Annotated in this window: 23 protein-coding genes and 1 tRNA gene; 13 read left to right on the top strand and 11 right to left on the bottom strand. The window is 65.4% G+C overall.

Annotated elements, in window-relative coordinates; genetic code table 11:
* Positions 1-3: 3 nt before the first annotated feature.
* Positions 4-561: a polysaccharide biosynthesis/export family protein gene (locus tag BT183_RS04690; RefSeq protein WP_072339453.1), complete on the bottom strand. Its 558-nt coding sequence runs from the start codon at positions 559-561 to the stop codon at positions 4-6.
* 162 nt (positions 562-723) lie between these two features.
* Between BT183_RS04690 and BT183_RS04685 the strand changes: the two genes are divergently transcribed.
* Positions 724-2871: a GumC family protein gene (locus tag BT183_RS04685; RefSeq protein WP_072339451.1), complete on the top strand. Its 2148-nt coding sequence runs from the start codon at positions 724-726 to the stop codon at positions 2869-2871.
* A complete protein-coding gene (locus tag BT183_RS04680; protein ID WP_072339449.1) occupies positions 2872-3921 on the top strand; it encodes a polysaccharide deacetylase family protein in 1050 nt (349 codons plus the stop codon).
* Here BT183_RS04680 and BT183_RS04675 read toward each other — a convergent pair.
* Positions 3902-4105, bottom strand: a complete 204-nt coding sequence (locus BT183_RS04675) for a DUF2842 domain-containing protein (protein WP_072339447.1) — start codon at positions 4103-4105, stop codon at positions 3902-3904. The genes BT183_RS04680 and BT183_RS04675 overlap by 20 nt on opposite strands.
* A gap of 174 nt (positions 4106-4279) precedes the next feature.
* Between BT183_RS04675 and BT183_RS04670 the strand changes: the two genes are divergently transcribed.
* From BT183_RS04670 to rpsI, 3 genes are all read left to right on the top strand, one after another.
* On the top strand, positions 4280-5335 hold the full coding sequence (locus BT183_RS04670) for a COX15/CtaA family protein (RefSeq protein ID WP_072341538.1): 1056 nt from the start codon (positions 4280-4282) through the stop codon (positions 5333-5335).
* Between the two features lie 135 nt (positions 5336-5470).
* A complete protein-coding gene (gene rplM, locus BT183_RS04665) occupies positions 5471-5935 on the top strand; it encodes a 50S ribosomal protein L13 (protein WP_072339445.1) in 465 nt (154 codons plus the stop codon).
* Positions 5935-6417 carry a 30S ribosomal protein S9 gene (gene rpsI / locus BT183_RS04660; protein WP_072339443.1) on the top strand — a complete coding sequence of 161 codons (483 nt, stop codon included), beginning with the start codon at positions 5935-5937 and terminating at the stop codon, positions 6415-6417. The genes rplM and rpsI overlap by 1 nt, the downstream gene beginning before the upstream one ends.
* Positions 6418-6500: 83 nt before the next feature.
* Here the strand turns inward: rpsI and folK are convergent, their stop codons facing one another.
* From folK to rimO, 4 genes are all read right to left on the bottom strand, one after another.
* Positions 6501-6938, bottom strand: coding sequence for a 2-amino-4-hydroxy-6-hydroxymethyldihydropteridine diphosphokinase (folK, locus tag BT183_RS04655; RefSeq protein WP_072339442.1), 438 nt, complete (start codon positions 6936-6938; stop codon positions 6501-6503).
* The gene (folB, locus tag BT183_RS04650) at positions 6935-7324 is read right to left on the bottom strand and encodes a dihydroneopterin aldolase (protein ID WP_072339440.1); all 390 of its coding nucleotides are present in this window, start codon (positions 7322-7324) and stop codon (positions 6935-6937) included. Before folB ends, folK begins: the two co-directional genes overlap by 4 nt.
* Before the next feature lie 4 nt (positions 7325-7328).
* Positions 7329-8105 carry a dihydropteroate synthase gene (folP, locus tag BT183_RS04645; RefSeq protein ID WP_084603390.1) on the bottom strand — a complete coding sequence of 259 codons (777 nt, stop codon included), beginning with the start codon at positions 8103-8105 and terminating at the stop codon, positions 7329-7331.
* Between the two features lie 74 nt (positions 8106-8179).
* Positions 8180-9508 (bottom strand): 30S ribosomal protein S12 methylthiotransferase RimO, encoded by a 1329-nt coding sequence (rimO, locus tag BT183_RS04640; RefSeq protein WP_072341532.1) that lies wholly within the window; start codon positions 9506-9508, stop codon positions 8180-8182.
* 192 nt (positions 9509-9700) lie between these two features.
* Here rimO and BT183_RS04635 point away from each other — a divergent pair, with 192 nt between their 5' ends.
* A complete protein-coding gene (locus tag BT183_RS04635) occupies positions 9701-10081 on the top strand; it encodes a DoxX family protein (RefSeq protein WP_072339439.1) in 381 nt (126 codons plus the stop codon).
* A gap of 47 nt (positions 10082-10128) precedes the next feature.
* On the opposite strand, the gene BT183_RS04630 is transcribed toward BT183_RS04635, so the two are convergent.
* Both BT183_RS04630 and lipB read right to left on the bottom strand, forming a co-directional pair.
* Positions 10129-10632: a DUF4282 domain-containing protein gene (locus BT183_RS04630; RefSeq protein WP_072339438.1), complete on the bottom strand. Its 504-nt coding sequence runs from the start codon at positions 10630-10632 to the stop codon at positions 10129-10131.
* Positions 10633-10685: 53 nt separating this feature from the next.
* Positions 10686-11435: a lipoyl(octanoyl) transferase LipB gene (gene lipB / locus BT183_RS04625; protein WP_072339437.1), complete on the bottom strand. Its 750-nt coding sequence runs from the start codon at positions 11433-11435 to the stop codon at positions 10686-10688.
* 60 nt (positions 11436-11495) lie between these two features.
* Between lipB and BT183_RS04620 the strand changes: the two genes are divergently transcribed.
* A complete protein-coding gene (locus BT183_RS04620) occupies positions 11496-11729 on the top strand; it encodes a FliM/FliN family flagellar motor switch protein (RefSeq protein WP_072339436.1) in 234 nt (77 codons plus the stop codon).
* Between the two features lie 103 nt (positions 11730-11832).
* A tRNA-Leu gene (locus tag BT183_RS04615) sits at positions 11833-11917 on the top strand.
* Positions 11918-12412: 495 nt separating this feature from the next.
* Here BT183_RS04615 and BT183_RS20415 read toward each other — a convergent pair.
* Both BT183_RS20415 and BT183_RS04610 read right to left on the bottom strand, forming a co-directional pair.
* Entirely contained in the window at positions 12413-12598 is a 186-nt protein-coding gene (locus BT183_RS20415) for a hypothetical protein (RefSeq protein WP_143145662.1), read from the bottom strand.
* Positions 12599-12628: 30 nt separating this feature from the next.
* Entirely contained in the window at positions 12629-13570 is a 942-nt protein-coding gene (locus tag BT183_RS04610) for a UDP-glucuronic acid decarboxylase family protein (RefSeq protein WP_072341530.1), read from the bottom strand.
* 238 nt (positions 13571-13808) lie between these two features.
* Between BT183_RS04610 and mgtE the strand changes: the two genes are divergently transcribed.
* The 3 genes from mgtE to wbjC all read left to right on the top strand — a co-directional run bounded on the left by mgtE (position 13809) and on the right by wbjC (position 17132).
* The gene (mgtE, locus tag BT183_RS04605) at positions 13809-15224 is read left to right on the top strand and encodes a magnesium transporter (RefSeq protein ID WP_072339435.1); all 1416 of its coding nucleotides are present in this window, start codon (positions 13809-13811) and stop codon (positions 15222-15224) included.
* 364 nt (positions 15225-15588) lie between these two features.
* Positions 15589-16026 (top strand): DUF1489 family protein, encoded by a 438-nt coding sequence (locus BT183_RS04600; RefSeq protein ID WP_072339433.1) that lies wholly within the window; start codon positions 15589-15591, stop codon positions 16024-16026.
* On the top strand, positions 16023-17132 hold the full coding sequence (wbjC, locus tag BT183_RS04595; RefSeq protein ID WP_072339432.1) for a UDP-2-acetamido-2,6-beta-L-arabino-hexul-4-ose reductase: 1110 nt from the start codon (positions 16023-16025) through the stop codon (positions 17130-17132). The genes BT183_RS04600 and wbjC overlap by 4 nt, the downstream gene beginning before the upstream one ends.
* Positions 17133-17135: 3 nt before the next feature.
* On the opposite strand, the gene BT183_RS04590 is transcribed toward wbjC, so the two are convergent.
* Positions 17136-17933 carry a hypothetical protein gene (locus tag BT183_RS04590; RefSeq protein ID WP_143145661.1) on the bottom strand — a complete coding sequence of 266 codons (798 nt, stop codon included), beginning with the start codon at positions 17931-17933 and terminating at the stop codon, positions 17136-17138.
* A 141-nt stretch (positions 17934-18074) separates the two neighbouring features.
* Between BT183_RS04590 and glmU the strand changes: the two genes are divergently transcribed.
* A complete protein-coding gene (gene glmU, locus BT183_RS04585) occupies positions 18075-19439 on the top strand; it encodes a bifunctional UDP-N-acetylglucosamine diphosphorylase/glucosamine-1-phosphate N-acetyltransferase GlmU (protein ID WP_072339430.1) in 1365 nt (454 codons plus the stop codon).
* A 3-nt stretch (positions 19440-19442) separates the two neighbouring features.
* On the top strand, positions 19443-21269 hold the full coding sequence (gene glmS, locus BT183_RS04580; protein ID WP_072339429.1) for a glutamine--fructose-6-phosphate transaminase (isomerizing): 1827 nt from the start codon (positions 19443-19445) through the stop codon (positions 21267-21269).
* Positions 21270-21273: the final 4 nt, after the last annotated feature.

The raw sequence follows: 21273 nt of genomic DNA, 5'->3' as shown, positions 1-21273 counted from the left end.
CTCCTAGAACCAGCGTTCCTGCACGACGATGGTATCGCCGGGATAGATGGGGAAATCGAGCTCGACGCCGCCCTTGGACATTTCGCTGCCCGAGCGGCGATAGAGGATGGCCTTGCTGCGATCGGCGGTGTCGGAAAAGCCGCCCGCCGTGCTGATCGCGGCGCGCACCGTCATGCCGTAGACATAGGGAAACTGCCCGCCATTGCGCACGGCGCCCTGGATGAAAAAGGGCCGGTAGGTATCGATTTCGACCGCGACATTCGGATTACGCAGGAAGCCGTTGGCCAGCGCCGCCGCAAGCCGGGCGCCTGCCTGTTGGGTCGTCGAGCCGCGCACCGGTACGACTCCGACCAGCGGCACGGAAATGGCGCCCGTATCCTCGACCTTGTAGGTGGTCGAAAGGCTTTCCTCGCCATAGACGGACACGCGCACGACGTCGCCGGTATCGAGCGTGTAGGGGCCCTTGACCTCGACCGGATAGGTAGCAGGCCGCGGGCTCAGGGCGCAGCCCGAAAGCGTAACGAGAAAAAGGGCAGCCAGGGCCTTGCGCCAACGCGTCACGACAGCTGTTCCGATCCAATTGCAATGATCGGCATTGTGGACCGACGTGGTTAACAATCCCCTAGTCCAGGGAGCCGTCGTCGCAATGTGCGGCTCTCCGAAGAGGGCCTTAACCGAATTCTTACCATGCTGGCGCATAGACATGGGGAGCAGGAGCAGCCCATGACCGCCAATACCGCCGACGACTCGGATGTCCGGGTCGACATTGCCGAGCTGCTGAGGGCGGTGCTGTCGCGTTGGCTGCGGGTGATCGTGGTAACGGTGGCGCTGCTCGTCATCACCTTCGTCATCCTGATGCTGATGCCGCGGCTCTATGAAAGCTCGGCGGGCGTGCTGGTCGAGCAGCGGCAGAACGCCTTCACCGGCGCCTCGCCGCAGAGCAGCATCAGCGCCGAGGCGCTGATGTCGAGCCAGATCGAACTCATCCGCTCGCGCGACACGCTTTTATCGGTGATCGACAGCGAGAACCTGCGCACGGTGCCCGAATTTGCCGATGCCGGCTTCTCGCCGGTCGGCTTCGTGATGCGGCTGCTGGGGCGTGCCGACGAGCGGCGCAATATCGACCAGCAGGTGCTCTCCAATCTCTACGACCGGCTGAGCGTGTCGCGCGAACGCGATTCGGCGATCATCTCGGTCTCGGTGACCTCCGAGGATCCGCAGCTTGCGGCCCGGCTCGCCAATGCGATTGCCAACGCCCATGTCAAGCGCCGGGCCGATCTGACGCTCGCCGACACTGCCGAAGCCTCGGGCTGGCTGGAGCAGGAGATCACCAAACTCCGCACCCGCGTGCAGGAGGCCGAGGCGGCCGTCGCGCAATATCGCATCCGCAACGATCTCTTCATGGGGTCAAACCAGACGAGCTTGCCCGACCAGCAGCTCAGCACCATCTCGGACCAGATCAACGCCGCCCAGGAGCGCAAGAACAACGCCGCGAGCCGGGCAGCGCTGATCCGCAGCGTCTTGGCATCGGGGCAGCCGATCGACGGGGTGACCGACATTCGCGCCAACCCGATCATCGCGCAACTGACGCAGAACCGTGCCGATCTTCAGGCCGAGCTGGCCCAGCGTTCCGCGACGCTGCTCGACAGCCACCCGACCATGCAGGCGCTGAGGGCGCAGATCGGCGAGGTCAATGCGCAGATCGCTGCCGAAGCGCGCCGCGTGGCCACCGGGCTTGACGCCGAGGCGCGGGTGGAAGGCGATATCGAGGCATCGCTGCGCGACGACCTGGCCCGGGTTAAGATCACGGCCTCCACGGCGACCGAAAGCACGGTTCAGCTCGATGCGCTCGAGCGCGAGGCCCGTGCGCAGCGCGACCTGCTCGAAAGCTATCTGGGGCGCTATCGCGAGGCGCTGTCGCGCACCGAATCCAATTCCATCCTGCCCGACGTGCGTGTCGTGACCATCGCGGCGCCTTCGGTGACACCCGCTTCGCCCAAGACCGGGCTTACGCTGGGCGCCGTCGCTTTCGTCGCGATCATGTTGCAGGTGGGTGGCATCCTCTTTGGCGAGCTGATGTCCGGCCGCGCCCTTGTCAGCCGCTCGCCCGGATCCTACGCCCGGGTGACGCAGCCGGAGACGTATCCTCCAACCGAAATGGTCACCGAGCGGCGCATCGAGATGGTGGACCAGAGTGTGGCGTCAGCGCCGGCACAGGATAGGGCGTCGGTAGCGCCGGTTGTGGCAGCGGTCGCCCAGCCTGCGGCCGCCGCAGCAGCGGTCAGCGAATTGCGTCGTGCCGATGTCGGTCCGCGACAGGCCGAGGCGGGAACGCCGCTCAGCAATCTTTCGGCCGATATCGCGCTCGGCCGCGCCCGCGTCATCGTGCTGGCGGGCGTCGAGGACGAGGCCGATTGCCGGCTCGTGTCGGAAAAGCTGGCTGCCGACGCCACGGCGCGGGGGCTCAGCGTGGTGACCGTCGATGCCGGCAGCGGTCAAGTCACTGGGGCGGCGGGGCTGACCGACCTCGCCTCGGACGGATCGAGCTTCGGGGACGTGGTTCACAAGGTTCATGACGGGCTCGCCAATGTGCCATGGGGCACCATCCGCAAGCTCGAGCGCCGCTCGATGAAGCCGCTGACGCTCATCGAGGCGCTTTCGGATCTCTATGAGGTCGTGATCGTCTCGACAGGCCGGCTGAGCCTTGCCTCGAGCCTCGCGGTGTTTGCCGGCATCGATTGCAGGCTGGTGCTGGTCTCGCGCGATCGCGAGGATCGCCTGCCGATCGAGGCGGCGACCGAGGAGGCCGAGGCGCTCGGCTTTGCCGGGGCGCAGATCGTTTCGCCGCCCGACAGCGCCGAGACTGCGTGAGTGAGGGGCTGGCGCTACCGGGCTTTCGCTGCGGCATTCGACCTGCTCTGGGCCAGCCAGATCACGCATCTGATCCGGCGGGCATCCTCGTGCCGGGGTATCATCTTCACGCTTCATCGCGTGCTGCCGGACCCGCCGGCAGCGTTTTCGCCCAATGACATCCTCCAGGTCACGCCGGACTATCTCGACTACGTGATCAGCCGAGTGCGGGCGCTGGGCTTCGAGACCGTCAGTCTTGATGAGGCTGTGGTGCGTATCGGGGCGCCGAGGCCCCAGCGGCCCTTCGTCTCCTTCACCTTTGACGATGCCTATCGTGACACGCTCGTCCACGCGCTGCCGATACTGCGACGCCAGCGCTGCCCGTTCACGCTCTATGTTCCGACGGCATTCGTCGATGGGGTCGGGCAGGTGTGGTGGCAGGCGCTCGAAGATATCGTGGCGGCCCAGCCGCATGTGCGGTTCGGCAGCGACGAGTTGCCAAGTGCGACCCATCAGGAGAAGGGGGCGGCGTTTGCGGCGATCTATGCCCATCTGCGCAGTCTGCCCGAGCCGCGCCGCGCCGAAGCGATGGCCGCGTTTGCCGAGGGATATGGCTTCGATCTCACGGCCCATTGCCGCAGTCTCATCATGGATTGGGGCGCGCTCGCGACCTTTGCCGAGGAGCCGCTGTGCACGCTCGGGGCGCATACGGTCAACCACGCTGAACTCGCGCTTTTGAGCGCATCGGAAGCGCGCAACGAGATGGCGCAGTCGATCGCCATCCTCAAGGCGCAGTTCGGCCGGGCGCCGGAGCATTTCTCCTACCCCATCGGCAGCGCCGTCGCGGCCGGGGAGAGGGAATATGCGATGGCGGAGGCGCTCGGGCTCAAGACCGCGGTGACGACGCGACCCGGCGGGATTTACGCGCGCCACAAAGACAGGCTGACCTCGCTGCCGCGCATCTCGCTCAACGGGCTCTTCCAGCAGCGGCGGCATGTGGAAGTGCTGGCGACAGGCGCGCTCTTTTCGCTGATGGACAAGGACCCTGCGATCAGTCGGGGCGTGCCATGAAGCGGATGATCCCGGCAGCCGGGATGCCCCAGCCGAGGCCGGCGATCGCGAAATAGAGGATCAGCACCCATGGCGGCGCGCCGGTGAACAGCGCCAGGTAGAGAGCCGTCGCGAGCGCCGAATAGACCACGATCAGCAGCACCATCAGGATGGTGCCGAAAAGCTTGCGGTTGCGCTGCGTCATCACATCACCAGCCTGCGGCAATCTCTAACCTTGCCTCCCTGCGTATGGAGGCCTAGAGCCACGTCGGCAAGCGCATTCGATCTGCGCCGTCGCCCGCGACCAACACGCTCTAGCAGTCCGCGCAGCGTGCCGGAATGCGTCATCGCGACCTGATTTCGCCGCATGGAGCCGCCCATGACCAGCATTGCCGCCGATACCAGCCTTCACCACACTCTAAGAGCGGACAGGTTGAGGCCCGTGCGCATCTGGCTCTGGGTGATGGCCGGGCTCGTGCTGCTGATGGTGGTGGTGGGCGGGGCGACGCGCCTCACCGAATCGGGGCTTTCGATCACTTCGTGGCGGCCGCTGTCGGGCACGATTCCGCCGCTCAGCGATGCCGACTGGCAGGCCGAGTTCGAAGCCTACAAGCAGATCCCGCAATACACGCTGCTCAACTCCTGGATGACGCTTGACGACTTCAAGTACATCTTCTGGTGGGAATGGGCGCACCGGTTCCTGGGCCGTTTCCTCGGCGTGGCCTTTGCGGTGCCGTTCCTGGTTTTCCTCGCGCAGGGTCGGCTCTCGCGCGATCTCGCGCTGCCCTTGGGCGGGCTCTTTCTTTTGGGCGGCTTCCAGGGATTTCTCGGCTGGTGGATGGTTTCGTCGGGGCTGACGGAGCTCACCTCGGTGAGCCAGTATCGGCTGGCGACGCATCTGAGTGCCGCATCCTTGCTGTTCTGCGCCATCGTCTGGGTGGCGCGCCGGCTGGAGCGGCCCAAGCTCGTGCATGCCGATGAGCGCGGGGCCTGGCCGGTGGTGGTGCTGGGCATCGCCATTCTCGTGCAGCTGTTCTGGGGTGGTCTGGTTGCCGGGCTCGACGCCGGCATGGGCTACAACACCTGGCCGCTGATGGACGGCGCCATCATCCCCAATGGCCTCTGGGTGATGGATCCGGCCTGGCGCAATGTGTTCGAGAACAACCTCACGGTGCAGTTCATCCACCGCATGCTGGCCTATGGCATTCTGGCCTATATCGCGCTGCTACTGTTTCTGCGCAGCCGGACGGGCGGATTTTCGGGCGTTCATGGCTGGCTGCCGCGTATCGGCGTCATCACCATCCTGCAGGCGGCTCTGGGCATCGGAACGCTGCTGATGTCGGTGCCAATCTGGATGGCGCTCGGGCATCAGGTTCTGGCCTTCATGCTGCTGGGGCTCGTTACACTGTATGTTGCGGACCTTACGCGGCGGTAATATCATACCGCGCTTGTAAGTGATTGATAACGCAGCGGAATTAAAACATGCTTGACGGGTTCCTTCGGAGCGTCTAGACGGGCGCCGAACAGGGGATGTTCCGGCATCCTTCAGACTTTCCAAGGAACCACAAGCATGAGCACCTACTCGGCCAAACCGAGCGAGATCAGCAAGAAGTGGGTGTTGATCGATGCCACCGACCTGGTGGTGGGCCGTGTGGCCTCGATCATCGCCATGCGCCTGCGCGGCAAGCACCTGCCGACCTTCACCCCGCATATGGACATGGGCGACAATGTCGTCGTGATCAATGCCGACAAGGTCAAGCTGACGGGCCGCAAGCTCGACCAGCGCGTCTTCTACTGGCACACCAATCATCCGGGCGGCATCAAGGGCCGCACGCAGCGCCAGCTGCTCGAAGGCCGCTTCCCCGAGCGCGTGCTCGAGAACGCCGTGCGCCGCATGCTGCCGGGTGGCCCGCTGTCGCGCGCCCAGCTCAAGAATCTGCGCGTCTATGCCGGTGCCGAGCATCCGCATGAGGCCCAGCAGCCCCAGAAGATCGACGTCGCGTCCTTCAACACCAAGAATGTCAGGGCTCAGTAATGGCCGAGATCATCTCCTCCCTCGAAGATCTGGGCAGCGTCGCGACCGTCAGCGCGGCCAATGACGCGCCCGTGCATGTGCAGAAGCTCGACGACCAGGGCCGTGCCTATGCCACCGGCAAGCGCAAGAACGCCATTGCACGCGTTTGGATCAAGCCGGGCAACGGCAAGATCACCGTCAATGGCAAGGACTACGATGCCTTCTTCGCCCGCCCGGTTCTGCAGATGATCCTGCAGCAGCCGATCGTGGCGGCCTCGCGCGTCGACCAGTATGACGTGGTCGCCACCGTGTCGGGCGGCGGTCTTTCCGGCCAGGCCGGCGCGCTGCGCCATGGCATTTCGCAGGCGCTCACCCATTTCGAGCCCGAGCTTCGCGCCGTGCTCAAGAAGGGTGGCTTCCTGACCCGCGACAGCCGCGTGGTCGAGCGCAAAAAGTACGGTCGCGCCAAGGCCCGTCGGTCCTTCCAGTTCTCCAAGCGCTGATCAGCGCTTTCCAAACGTTTCGAAAGGGCTGGCCTGCGGGCCGGCCCTTTTGCTTTTGAGGCGGTGTGGTGGGTGGAACGCCCTCAGGCCCGGTTTTGCGCGGCAATCCAGTCGGCAATGTCGGGAGCGACCTGCCGGAGCGGATCGATGACGAAAGCCCGCGCCGCCGCGTGCGGATGGGGCAGGGTCAGCCGGGGGTCGGCAAGCACCAGACGATCATAGGCGATGATGTCGATATCGATGAGGCGTGGACCCCAGCGTTCGATGCGCACCCGGCCCATGACGTGCTCGATTTCGAGGCAGGCTTCGAGCAATCGGTGCGGGGGAAGGCTGGTGTCGATCGCCACGACCTGGTTGAGAAAATCCGGCTGGTCGGTCTTGCCCCAGGCCGGCGTCGCGATTTCATCGGAGAGCGCGACGATGGCGGTGCCGGGCAGCGCTGCAATGCGCCTGCGGGCTTCAGCCAACTGGGCCGCGGGGTCTCCGATATTGGCGCCCAGCCCGAGATAGGCGCGGCTCAAGCGGCATCCACCCGATGGCGGTGCAGTTCTATGGCAGCCTCGCCCCGCACCATGGCGATCGGCGCCTCCGGCTTGCGGACGCGGATCTGGACCCAGCGAATCGAGGGGAAGGCCGCGAACAGCCGGTCGACGATGTGCTGGCCGAGCGCTTCGATGAGCTTGAAGCGCTTTTCGTCGAAGGCCACGCGCACCACGTCGTAGATTTCGGCATAGGAGATGGTGGCCCCGACATGGTCGGTTCGCGCCGGCTCGGCCAGATCGACCCCGCAGGTGAGATCGATGAAAAACCGCTGGCCGAGCCTGTTCTCCTCGATCATCAGACCATGATAGCCGTAAAAGCCCAGATCGGTGAGAATGATGCGGTCGCCGTCGAACGCCTTGTCCATGGGCTCAAGCTCCCTCTAATCCGTAAGCCGTCGCGTGAGCGACGCGCAACGCATCGCGGTTGGCTGCCACGTCATGCACGCGGAAGATATGCGCGCCCGCGCCATAGGCAATGACGGATGTCGCAAGTGTGCCCGAAAGCCGCTGGTCGGTGGGCTTGTCGAGCAGTCGGCCGATCATCGACTTGCGAGAGGTGCCGGCAAGCACCGGCAGCCCCAGCACATGCAGTTCGCCCAGCCGGCGCAGGATGGCGTAGTTCTCGTCCAGCGATTTGCCGAAGCCGAACCCGGGATCGAGGATGAGCTTGTCGCGCTCAAGCCCCGCCGCCTCGGCGATGCGCAGCGACCGCTCGAAGAATGCCAGTATGGCGGACATGATATCGCGCGCGGGATCGCGCTTTTCATCCCAGTGCATGACGATGACCGGTGCGCCGAAAAGGGCAGCGATTTCCGCCATTTCCGGCGCGCGCTGCAGGCCGTGGACATCGTTGATGATGTCGGCGCCGGCCTCGAGCGCCTGATGGGCCACGAGCGGTTTGTAGGTGTCGATGGAAATCGGCAGGGTCATGCCGGAGGCGCGCAGGGCCAGCAGCGCTGGCACGACCCGATCGAGTTCATCCTGGACGGGGACCAGCGTGGCCCCGGGTCGGGTGCTCTCGCCGCCTATGTCGAGAATGTCGGCGCCTTCGGCGACCATCGCCGCGGCATGGACAAGGCCGGCATCGACACCCTCATGCTGCCCGCCATCAGAGAAGCTGTCGGGCGTGAGGTTGAGGATGCCCATGATCGTGGGACGCGCGCCCAGCGAGAGCACGCGGCCACGGGGCAGGGCGATCTGATGCGCGCTATGCGGCAGCGTCACCGACCGACCGGAGTGGCAAAGAGGTCGTATTCGTCCGACCCCGTGACGGTGACCGTCACCATGTCGCCGGGCTTGATGCCGGCGGCGTTGGCGATGATGACCTGCCCGTCGATCTCGGGCGCATCCCACTGCGAACGGGCGAGCGCGATGTTCTCGGCGGGCCGAACGTCATCGACGAGGGCCTCGATGGTGCGGCCGACACGCTGCGAGAGCCTGTGCGCAGAAATATCCTGCGCCACTTCCATCAGCCGCTCATAGCGCTCCCGCCGCACCTCGTCGGGCACGATGCCCTCGAGTTCGTTGGCGGTGGCGCCGGTCACCGGCTCGTATTCAAAGCAGCCGATGCGGTCGATCTCGGCCTCTTCGAGCCAGTCGAGCAGGAACTCGAAATCCGCGTCCGTCTCGCCGGGGAAGCCGACGATGAAGTTCGAGCGGATGGCGAGATCGGGGCAGATGGCGCGCCAGGCCTTGATGCGGTCGAGCGTCTTGACCTGATTGGCCGGCCGCCGCATCGCCTTGAGCACCGAGGGCGCCGCATGCTGGAAGGGAATGTCGAGATAGGGGAGGATCTTGCCCTCGGCCATCAACGGAATGATGCCGTCGACATGCGGGTAGGGGTAGACATAGTGCAGCCGCACCCAGGCATCGAGCTGGCCCAGCTCCTCGGCGAGGGTCTGCAGCCGCGCCTCGACCTGACGCCCGTGATAGGGCGAGGGCGCATACCGCAGATCGAGGCCATAGGCGCTCGTATCCTGCGAGATGACCAGGATTTCCTTGACGCCGGCCTTGACCAGTCGCTCGGCCTCGTAAAGCACGCTGGCAATAGGGCGCGAGGCAAGGTCGCCGCGGATCTGCGGGATGATGCAGAAGCTGCAGCGATTGTTGCAGCCTTCGGAAATCTTCAGATAGGCGTAATGCTTGGGCGTCAGCCGCAGGCCCTGTTCGGGCACGAGATCGACGAAGCGATTGGGCACCGGGGGTAGATGCTGGTGCACCGCAGCGACGACGGCTTCATACTGGTGCGGTCCGGTGACCGAAAGCACGGAGGGATGGGTCTCGCGAATCAGGCTTTCCTCGACGCCGAGGCAGCCCGTGACGATGACCTTGCCGTTTTCAGCCAGCGCCTCACCGATGGCCTCAAGGCTCTCGGCCTTGGCGCTGTCGAGAAAGCCGCAGGTGTTGACGATCACCATGTCCGCGCCCTCATAATCGCGCGAAAAGGCATAGCCCTGCGCCCTGAGGGTGGTCAGGATGCGCTCGCTGTCGACGAGGGCCTTCGGGCAGCCGAGGCTGACCAGACCGATCTTGGGTGTCTGATGGTTCATGAGCGCCAGCCTCATAGCCGAAACGGCAGGAAAAGCAAGAAAGAGGGCAGCGTCGCGCTGCAAGGGTGCCATGTGGTGGCTGCGGGCACCGCGCTCAATAGGGTTTAGCGAACGCAGCGTTCGGATTTAGGCGGCTCGACCCGGGCAGGCGCATGCTGTCGGTTTGCCGCCTCTCAAATCGGAACCCTCATCATGGCCATCTTTTCAAACCTGTCTCCGCATGCGCCGAAGGCGCTTGGCGCGCTGCGCATCGTGTCCTCGCTGCTGTTCATCGCCCATGGCACCCAGAAGCTCTTCGCCTTCCCCGTCGGCTTCCCGATGGAGATGAATGGTCTTTTCTACGCCGCCGGGATCATCGAACTCGTGGCTGGCCTCTTGATGCTGGTCGGGTTCCAGACCCGCATCGCCGCGTTCATCTCCTCGGGCACCATGGCCGTCGCCTACTGGCTAGGTCACGCACCGATGAGCCCGTGGCCCGTGGCCAATATGGGCGACGCGGCCATCCTGTTCTGCTTTGTCTTCCTCTATCTCGTCTTCGCGGGTCCCGGCGCCTGGAGCGTCGACAAGGACTGAACGCACGAAAAGCTCCACCAGCGCGCCATCGCGCCGGGGACCAGCAATCAGGGGCGTGGCGCAGGGGTGCGCCGCGCCGTGCGACGATATCCGGGGCGTCTCGCGCCGGCGCCGGATGATGGTTCGCCGGGGCGACCGGATGCATAGGGCGGCGGGTCGGTGGCCGGCGTGATGTAGTCGTCCTCGTCATCGACGACGTCGGCAATATCCTCGAGCGCGTCGGTGATGTCCTCGAGCAGCGTCGAGGGCACGCGATGCTCGGGCTCGAGCGCGCCCTCGTCATCGGCCATGCGGAAATAGGCGAGCACGCCCTCGCACAGGATCCGCAGGCCGATAAGAGCCAGCGTGCCGAAGGTGATGATTTCGAGCAGGCCCCAGAGGCCATTGCCGAAATTCTCGCCGAAGGTGGCGAAGAGATGCTTCACCGCCCAGATGAGGACGCCGAACAGCCCCACCGCATAGAGCAGGGGCACGAGACTTGGTGCCAGCCGCCTGTCGAGCCTGAACAGGGCGGGGCTGAGCAGGATTTTCTTGATGTCCTCGATCGGCATGGCCCGTCCCTTTCGGCGCAAGGCGGATTCGCTGTCGCGGCAGGATGCTGCGCTCAGGAGCCGGATACAAGGGTTTCGGGTGCCGCACGTTCGGCCGGCCCGAATCGACGCTCGAAATTGCGGCGCAGTGCGCCGTCGAACTCGGGCATGCCAACAAGCTGCCCCAGATCTTCAAGGCTGGTGATTCCCTGATCGGTGATACCGCAGGGTACGATGCCGGCATAGTGGGCAAGATCGGGCGCGATATTGATCGAGACGCCGTGAAAGCTCACCCAGCGCGACACGCGCACGCCGAGCGCCGCGATCTTGTCGTAGCGGCCGGGCCCGCGCTCGGGACGCGCCACCCAGACCCCGACCTGGCCCTCGCGCCGCTCGCCCTTGATGTTGAAGGCGGCGAGCGTGTCGATGATCCAGCCCTCTAGCCCCTGCACGAAGCAGCGGATGTCGCGGCCGCGTTCCTTGAGATCGAGCATGAGGTAGACCACGCGCTGCCCCGGACCATGATAGGTGAACTGCCCGCCTCGGCCGGCCGCATAGACGGGGAATCGCTCGGGAGCGAGGAGATCGGTCTCTTTGGCCGACGTGCCTGAGGTGTAAAGCGGCGGATGCTCGACCAGCCAGACGGCCTCGCGCGCTTCGCCCGCAGCCACCGCGGTGGCATGGGCCTTCATCGTCTCAAGCGCCAGCGGATACCCCGTCAGCCCCTCGCTGATGATCCAGCCCACGGCGGCGCCAGCGGCGCGCTTGAGCTTTGCAGGCGAATCGCAGGCGGGAGAGGGGCTCGTTAACGATTGGGTAACCATGCGGGTCGAATGCTCCGATCGTGCGACAGAGAGGCCGGATTCGGCCCGTGGGGCCTATGTATGGACAGTCTGACGGCAATTGAAGTCGATATCACCGTGGAACTGGGCTCGGCGACGATGCCGATCCACCATCTGCTGCGCCTGGGTCGCGGGGCGGTCATCGAACTCGACACGACCGAAACGGACCCGATGCGCATCTATGCCAACAAGACCCTGGTGGCCCGCGGCGAGATCCGTGTCGAGGACGGCAGGCTGTCGGTCGAGGTGACCGAAAAGCATGTGCGCACGCGGTGATGCGCGGATCGTGTCGATTTTCGATTTAACCGCTTGAGCCCGGGGATTCGATTTGCTACATGCTCGCTCGCTTCGGGACGACATCGAAGCGTTCCCCTGGCGTGCGGTCGTGGCGGAATTGGTAGACGCGCAGCGTTGAGGTCGCTGTGCCGCAAGGCGTGGAAGTTCGAGTCTTCTCGACCGCACCAAGGGAAACTTCAGCGTTCGTCGCTGGACAGATGAAGGGCTCGCCTCAGGCGGGCCTTTTCTGTTTTTGGCGCTCAGTCGCGAGGGTGTGTCGCGCCTTCATCAAGGCTGCGCAGGGCGCTGCGCAACCTCCTTCGCTTCCTCATCTGGCGGTGTCTAACGGGCGTGGATGGACGCGCGCACCGGCGCGGACATGCGCGCCGATTCTCCTTCGAAATGGGCGAAGAGGTGCTGCGGGCGCATGGGCGCTGCATCATAGTCCCGCAGGCACCAGGGGCAGCGGATGGCGGCGCGGGGGCGGGGGCCGGAGCAGGAATGGCAGTGGCGCGGTGCAGTCATATTATCCTCCTCGCCGCGACGTCGGCGCGCAGCGTCTGGTCAATGTCGGAGGAGGGGATAGGCGGCAATTCGATTAAAATTATCGCCAAATCGTGGCAGCCAAGATCCTGGTTAACAAAGAGAAAACAGCGGCCGCGGCACGCTGGAAGGATGCAGGATCAGCCGGCGAGCAGGGTGCGCAGTTCGTCGAGCCGCTGCATGCATTGTTCAAGATCGGACCGCAGCGACAGGCGGGCAGAGGCGGTCATCGGGGCCTTGGCGTTGGGACGCATGTCCTGTTCGACCGCGGCGACGAGGGAATCGACCTCGCGGCGCAGGCGGGCCATTTCGGTGGTTGCTGGCATCAGGACCTCCTGTTGGTCGTCCGGTGTGGCTTACGCGTCAACGACGATATCGCGGAAGCTGTCGATGGTTCGCTGGAGACCCTCGCGCAGATCGGTCACAGGCCGCCAGCCCAGCTGAGTGATCGCTCGGCTGATGTCAGGCTGGCGCTGACGCGGATCGTCCTGGGGCAACGGTTGGAAGATGATCGGCGAATTGCTGCCGGTCAGCTCAAGCACGCGCTCAGCCAGCGCGATCATGCTGAATTCACCCGGATTGCCCAGATTGATCGGACCGCCCTCGGCTCCGCCCGGCCCGGCCATTGCAATGAGGCCGGACACCAGGTCGTCGACATAGCAGAACGAGCGCGTCTGCATGCCATCACCAAACAGCGTCAGCGGTTCGCCGCGCAGCGCCTGGATGATCAGCGTAGAGACGACGCGGCCGTCTTCCACCGCCATTCCGGGGCCGTAGGTGTTGAAGATGCGCACGATGCGGGCGTCGACGCCGTGCATGCGCCGGTAATCGAAGCACAGCGTTTCGGCAGCGCGCTTGCCTTCATCATAGCAGGAGCGCGGGCCGATCGGGTTGACGTGGCCCCAATAATCCTCGTGCTGCGGATGGACCTGCGGGTCGCCGTAGACTTCAGAGGTCGAGGCCTGCACCAGAGGCACCGAAAGCGTACGCGCCAGATCCAGCGCATTGATCGCGCCCAGCACGCTGGTGCGCAGGGTGTGGATGGGGTCGGCCTGGTAGTGTCGGGGCGAGGCCGGGCAGGCGAGATTGAAGATGAGATCCGCCTCGACCGCATAAGGGTGACAGACATCGTGCTGAACAAAGGTGAAGCCTGCATTGCCCGAAAGGCGCTCGACGGCTCGCGCGCTGCCGGTCGAGAGATCATCGATGGCGGTAACGGCGTGCCCGGCCGAAAGGAGGCGCTGGCAGAGATGCTGGCCCACGAAGCCGGCTCCGCCCGTGACGAGCATGTGCGCCATCAGGATGCCCAAACACGTGCAGCCGAGGCAATGCCGGCAGGTTGAAATGACATGTCAGGCAGGCCTTGCGGGGTTCGAGACGATCTTCAGCGGGCTTGTACAGGCGCGGTCCACAATCCGGCAATGTGGCACGGGCTGATTTTCTGGCGGGGCTCAAAATGCAGAGCGTGGGTGGCGCCGGCCGAGGCAAAAGGCTACATCTTCATCCATCCCGCCTCTCGCCAGCAACGGGCCAGCCATGACAGATGAGACCACAGGCGCCGCCGGCGAAGCCGGAGGCATCGCGCCCGACGCCCTTCGCGACGAGACCGGGCATGTCAGTGCGCGCTGGCTCGATGGGCTGCGCGACGCCCTTCGCGCCGGGGATATCGAGCGTCTTTCCGCGCTCATGGAGCCGCTGCATTCGGCTGATGCCGGCGATGTCATCGAGGCGCTGGAGCAGGACGAACGGCTCGCGCTCGTGACGCTATTGGGCGACGCATTCGACTATTCAGCGCTGACCGAGGTCGACGACGCGGTTCGCGCCGACCTCATCGAGGCGATCCCGAACGCTGATATCGCGCGTGGCGTGGCCGAGCTCGATAGCGACGACGCCGTCTTCATCCTCGAGGATATCGAGCCCGGCGACCGGGAAGAAATTCTCAACCAGCTGCCGGCCTTCGAGCGCCTGAGCCTCAAGCGCAGCCTCGACTATCCCGAGGATTCGGCCGGGCGCCGGATGCAGACCGATTTCATCGCCATCCCGCCGTTCTGGACGGTCGGGCAGACGATCGACTATCTGCGGGCCGACAAAGACCTGCCTGACGAGTTCTACCAGATCTACGTCGTTGATCCCGGCTACCGCCTGCTGGGCACGCTCTCGCTCGACAAGTTCCTGCGCAGCAAGCGCGACATCCGCATCGCCGACATCATGAATGCCGACCCTTTGACGGTGCCCGCCGCGTCGGACCAGGAGGAGGCGGCGCGCACATTCGAGCGCTACGACCTCGTCGAGGTCGGCGTGGTTGACGACGCTGTGCGGCTGGTGGGCGTTCTGACCATCGACGACATCGTCGACGTGATCCAGGAAGAGGCCACCGAAGATATCCAGCGCATGGCCGGCGTGGGCGACGAGGAAATCTCCGACAGCGTCTTCGGCGCGCTCAAGAGCCGGCTGGTCTGGCTCTGCGTCAACCTCGTCACCGCCATACTGGCTTCGCTGGTCATCGGGCTCTTCAATGCCACCATCGAGCAGATGGTGGCGCTCGCGGCGCTGATGCCCATCGTCGCTTCGATGGGCGGCAATGCGGCGACGCAGACCATGACGGTCACCGTCCGCGCCCTCGCCATGCACGAACTCGACCGGCGCAAGGTGATGCGGCTCATTTCGCGCGAAATGATCGTCGGCGTGGTCAACGGGGCGGTATTTGCGGTGCTGATCGGCATCGTGACCACGCTCCGCTACGGCAATCCCGGCCTCGGCGCGGTGATTGCCATGGCGATGATCATCAACATGTTCGTGGCCGGCAGCGCCGGCGTCCTCATCCCCTTGCTGCTCAATCGTCTCAAGGCGGACCCGGCGGTGGCGTCGGGCACGTTTGTGACCACGTTGACCGATGTCATTGGCTTTTTTGCCTTTTTGAGCATAGCTGGCCTCTGGTTCGACCTTTTCTAGCCGGGTGTGAGGCCGGACTGTGTGGCTTTGCGGTCACTTGCGAGGCAGGGGCGACGCGGTTAACGATTCGTATGTCGGCCGCGCCAGGCGCGGATCGGCGGATAACGGTAAGAAGGAGCGACTGTGCGAAGCCAGGAAAAGGCCGCATCATGGCGTGCCGCGTTACCGAGCCTGTCGTGGACGTTCATCTGTCTGCTTGCGATGGGGCTCGTAGTCTCCGTGATCGCCGGCCTCTAGGTCGGCCCGACCCTGATCGGAGGGGATTTTGGAGGGGCGCCGGGCCACGGGCGCCCCTTCTCTCATCGTCGGAGGGCCTTGCGGGGCATGGACGCCAAATCCACGGCATGGCAGAAGCAGCGCCGAAATGGCCCAGTCTCCAATGCACCTGATCAAGCTCTGCGTCGGCATCTCGACGCTTGAGGAACTCGAAAGCTATCGCAGCGAGCGCGCCCATTGGTGGGGCGCCGATTATGGCGAGGACGTGCATGTGCATCGCACCCGCATGATGCCCAAGCGCGCCGAGGAGATCGAGGGCAGGGGCTCGATCTATTGGGTGATCTCGGGCGTCATCAGGGCGCGACAGCGCATCCTGCGGCTGGCCGCTGCCACTGATGGCGAGGGCAAGGGCTGTTGCGACATCATCATGGCGCCAGACCTCATTCGCGTGTCGCCTCGGCCGAAGCGCCCCTTCCAGGGCTGGCGCTATCTCGACCCCAAGGAGGCACCAGCCGATCTCGGTGGCGAGGGCAATGACGCCGACTCGCCTTTGGCCGATGAGCTCGCTCGGCTGGGGCTGATATGAGCGCGGCGGTGCTTCGCGTCGGCGTGACGGGCGCCGGGGGGTTCATCGGTTCCAATCTCATGCTGGCGCTGAGCGAGCGCGGCGTTGAGGCAGTAGGTATTCCGCACAAGGCAGATGACGCGCAACTTTCGGACCTCTTTTCAGGGGTCGATCTTGTCGTGCATCTGGCGGGCGTGAACCGTCCGGCGGACCCTGCCGAGTTCTGGTCGGGCAATGTCGTGTTCACGCAGCGCATCGTGGACGCGCTGGCGGGTCAGGGGCGTATCGTGCCGCTGGTGCTGGCCTCCTCCATCCAGGCGGCGCGCGACACACCCTATGGCCGATCCAAGCGCGACGCCGAGGACATTGTCCGCGCCTATGGTCTGCGCACGGGTGCACCCGTTCATGTCCTGCGGCTGCCCAACGTGTTCGGCAAATGGTGCCGACCGGACTACAACTCTGTCGTCGCCACCTTCTGCCACAACATCGCGCGCGGCCTGCCCGTCCGCATCGACGATCCGGCAGCCGAGATCGGGCTGCTCTACATCGATGACCTGATCGATGCGTTCGTCTCCATCGCTACGAGCGGCCAGAGCGCGGCGCCCGGTCCGGTGCACCGGATCACCATCGGGTCTCTCGCCGACCAGATCCGGGCTTTTCGGGACAGCCGGACCTCGCTGGTCACGGCGCCGGTCGGCTCCGGGCTGGTTCGGGCCTTGCATGCGACCTATCTCAGCTATGTGCCGCCGCAGAATTTCGCCTACCCCTTGCGCGCCCATGAGGACCAGCGCGGCCTCTTTGCAGAATTTCTGAAGACGGGGGACAGCGGGCAGGTCTCGGTGTTCACGGCCTTGCCCGGGGTGACGCGCGGCGGCCACTATCATCACAGCAAGACGGAAAAGTTCCTCGTCGTGCAGGGACAGGCGCGCTTCAGGTTTCGCCATATGGTGTCGGGCGAAACGCATGCGCTCGAGACATCCTCGGATCAGTTGCAGGTGGTCGAGACGGTGCCGGGCTGGAGCCACGACGTGACCAATATCGGCCCCGACCAGCTCATCGTGGTGCTCTGGGCCAACGAGCTGTTTGATCCCGCACGGCCAGACACGATCGCCGCGCCTTTGCGGTGAGCATCAGCCGCCAGCGGCAATCGGATCGCCGACATAAGGCGCCGGCGCGCAGGTGACCGCGACCATTTCGAGATGGGTGCAGAGCGTGGTGGCCTCGGTCTCGCCGGCCACCGGTCCCGCAATGATGCGCCGGCCGTCGCCTGCTTCGCCGTCACCCAGCACGGGGCGCAGTCCGATCAGCAGGGCGCCGACGCGTGCTTCGAGTTCGGCCCATTCCGCCCCGGCTCCGGCCTCATCCACGGCCGGCCCGATGGCGATGCCGAGATCACCGGTTGCGGCGTCATCACTCTCCAGCGCGGCGGGAAGAGGCTGGGTGTCTGTACCATCGATGGGCATTTCGAGCGGCGCGGGCGGAACGAGCGGGGAGTGTCTGACGACGACGGAGCCCCCTTCGGCTTCGAAGCGCTGCGGGCCGTTGGCATCGGTCGATGCGGTCAGGGCCGACCGATCGATCTCGGCCGTCTTGGGCAGTGCCTCGAGCAGCCGCGGAATGCTCGATTCGAGGGCGCCGACGCGCTGGGTGACAGTGCCGGCCTGCTGCTGGGTCATGTCGAAGCGGCGTTCGAGAGCTGCCGTCTCGCGGCGCAGGCGTGCGGCATCTGCTTCAAGGCCCGCCACCTGCCCGCGCAACTGGTTGAGCGTTCCGCCATCGAGGCGCGAGGCGTGCAACCCGGCCAGCATGCTGGGGGGCACAAGCGCCGAGACGTTTGCTGCAAGCACAGCGGCAGCCCAGCAGCCAAGGGCTATCCCGCCCCAGAGGGTGACGTCGGCGGGCCGAATATGGTCGCTCAGGCGTCGCAAGGCTGGTGCTCCGGTGGGTTCGCTGTTCGAATCAAGCCGTGGCAGTTTACCACTGGTTCACCTCGTTATCGGATTGCCAACACGTTGCTGCCATAAATCGGGACGAGCGATTGCCGCAGGGCACGAGGGTGGACGGACGACATGGCGGAACTGACTGCGATCATTCTTGCGGCGGGTGAAGGCACGCGGATGAAATCCGCATTGCCCAAGGTGCTGCATCCGGTGGGCGGGCTGCCGATGGTCGGACATGCGGTGCGCGCGGCGCTGGGCGCAGGCGCAGCAGGGCTTGCGGTCGTAATCGGGCCCGGCCATGACGCGGTGAGCGCAGCCGTGTCGCTGATGGCGCCGGATGCGCGGTTCTCGACCCAGAGCGAGCGGCTCGGCACCGCCCATGCCGTGCGCCAGGCCGAAGCTGCCTATGCACATTCGGAAGGTGCCGTACTGGTGCTTTATGCCGACACGCCGCTGGTGTCGCGCGCAACGCTTCAGGCCGTCGCCGCCAGGCTGGATGCGGGCGCTGACATCGTGGTTGTCGGCTTCAGGCCGGCCGATGCGACCGGCTATGGCCGGCTGCTCACCGATGGCGGGAGGCTCTTGGCAATCCGCGAGCACAAGGATGCGACCGAGGCGGAACGGGCCATCACGCTCTGTAATTCCGGCATCATGGGCTTTCGCTGCGCAACACTGCGCTCGGTGATCGACCGCATCGGCAATGCCAACGCCAAGGGCGAGTATTACCTCACCGATGCCGTCGAGCTCGCCAATGGGGACGGGCGGCATATCGAGGTGTTCGAGGCTTCGGCTGACGAGGTGATCGGCGTCGATGACCGCCGCAAGCTGGCCCAGGCCGAAGCCCAGTTCCAGGAGTTGCGGCGCGACGACTTCATGGCGCAGGGCGTGACGTTGCGCGATCCGCAGAGCGTGTTCTTTTCGTGGGATACGACGATCGGCCGCGACGTGGTGATTGAGCCCAATGTGGTGTTCGGGCCAGGCGTGTCGGTGGCCGACGGGGCTGTGATCAGGGCCTTCAGCCATATCGAGGGCGCAACGATCGGGGAGGGCTGCGAGATCGGCCCCTTCGCCCGCCTGCGCCCGGAGGCGGTGCTCGCCGAAGGCGTGAAGGTCGGCAATTTCGTCGAGGTGAAGAAGGCCAATATCGGCAAGGGTGCCAAGCTCAACCATTTGAGCTATGTGGGCGACGCAGAGATCGGCGCCAAGGCCAATCTCGGGGCCGGCACCATCACCTGCAATTATGATGGGGTGAACAAGGACATCACCGTGATCGGGGAAGGTGCTTTCATCGGCTCGAACTCGTCGCTGGTTGCGCCCGTCACGATCGGCGCCGGGGCCTATGTTGGCTCGGGCAGCGTGATCACGCGGAATGTGGAGCCCGACGCGCTGGCGCTCGGGCGCGCGCGGCAGGAAAATCGCCTCGGCTATGCATCAAAGCTGAGGGAGCGCGCCGCCGCCAAGAAGGCTGCGCGCAAGGCACGGTCGGAGGGTTAGGCCATGTGCGGCATCGTTGGAATCATCGGAACGGCGCCGGTCGCGCCCCGGCTGGTGGATGCGCTGAAGCGCCTCGAATATCGCGGCTATGACAGCGCCGGCGTCGCGACGCTCGAGGGCGGCAACATCGCCCGGCGCCGGGCCGAGGGCAAGCTGGGCAATCTGGCCCAGAAGCTGTCCTTCGAGCCGCTCGAAGGCCGCATCGGCATCGGGCATACGCGCTGGGCGACCCATGGCGCGCCCACCGAAGCCAATGCGCACCCCCATGCGACAGAGCGTGTGGCGGTGGTGCATAACGGCATCATCGAAAATTTCCGCGAGCTGCTCGCCGATCTGGCGCGCGATGGCTATCTGCCCAAGACGCAGACGGATACCGAATCCGTGGCGCTGTGGGTCAGCCGCGAACTCGATCGCGGCCTCGATCCCGAGATGGCGGTCGGGCGCACCTTGCGGGTGCTGCGCGGCGCGTTCGCGCTCGCCTTCCTGTTCAAGGGCGAGGACACCATGCTGATCGCGGCGCGGCGGGGCGCGCCGCTCGCCATAGGCTATGGCGACACCGAGATGTATCTGGGCTCGGACGCCATGGCGCTGGCGCCCTTCACCTCGCGCCTCTCCTACCTGCAGGACGGCGACTGGGCGGTGCTGACACCGCGCGGCGTCACCATCCGCGACGGGCAGGATGGCATCGTGCAGCGCGAGCAGCAGGTCTCCGCCGCCTCGGCGCTGATGGTCGACAAGGGCAACCACCGCCATTTCATGGCCAAGGAGATCTACGAGCAGCCCGAGACGATCTCGCATACCCTGAGCCACTATCTCGACATGGGCGCCGAGCGGGTCGCCTTGCGCGAGACATTGCCGTTCGATTTCGCCAGGCTCTCGCGGCTGACGATGTCGGCCTGCGGCACGGCGTATTTTGCTGGCTCGATCGCCAAATACTGGTTCGAGAAACTGGCGCGGCTGCCGGTCGATATCGATGTGGCGTCCGAATTTCGCTACCGCGAGCCGCCTCTGCAGGCGGACGGGCTGTCGCTGTTCATCTCGCAATCGGGCGAGACTGCCGACACCCTCGCCGCGCTGCGCTATTGCGCCGGGCAGGGCCAGCACGTGGCCAGCCTCGTCAATGTGCGGGAATCGACCATTGCGCGCGAAAGCCAGGTGGTGTTCCCGACGCTCTGCGGACCCGAGATCGGCGTGGCATCGACCAAGGCGCTGACGGCACAGCTCTCAGCGCTCGCCAGTCTCGCGCTTGCTGCCGGGGTCGCGCGCGGCGCGATCGGGCCTGAGGCCGAGGCCGAACTGGTGCGGGCGCTGATCAGCCTGCCGAGCGCCGTTTCGAAGGCGCTGAAATCGGAGGGGCAGATCGTCGAGATCGCCAAGAGCCTCTCAAAGGCCAAGGATGTGCTCTATCTGGGCCGGGGACCGATGTATCCGGTAGCCATGGAAGGCGCTCTCAAGCTCAAGGAAATCAGCTACATCCATGCAGAAGGCTATGCGGCGGGCGAACTGAAGCACGGGCCGATCGCGCTGGTGGACGAGAGCATGCCGGTGATCGTGGTGGCGCCCTCTGACCCCTTGATGGAAAAGACGCTCTCCAACATGCAGGAAGTAGCGGCGCGCGGCGGGCGGATCATCCTCATCACCGACGAGGATGGCGCGGCGCAGGCCGGCCACGGCATCGCCGACATCATCCTGATCCCGAAAGTGTCGAGCTTTGTCGCGCCGATCCTCGCGACCATTCCCGTGCAGCTGCTCGCCTATCACACGGCCGTCTTCATGGGGACGGACGTGGACCAGCCGCGCAACCTCGCGAAGTCGGTGACGGTCGAGTAGAGCG

Origin of the sequence: Devosia enhydra (genome assembly GCF_900119845.1) — a bacterium.
GTDB lineage: Bacteria > Pseudomonadota > Alphaproteobacteria > Rhizobiales > Devosiaceae > FPKU01.
This window is presented reverse-complemented; position numbering and strand designations above follow the sequence as displayed.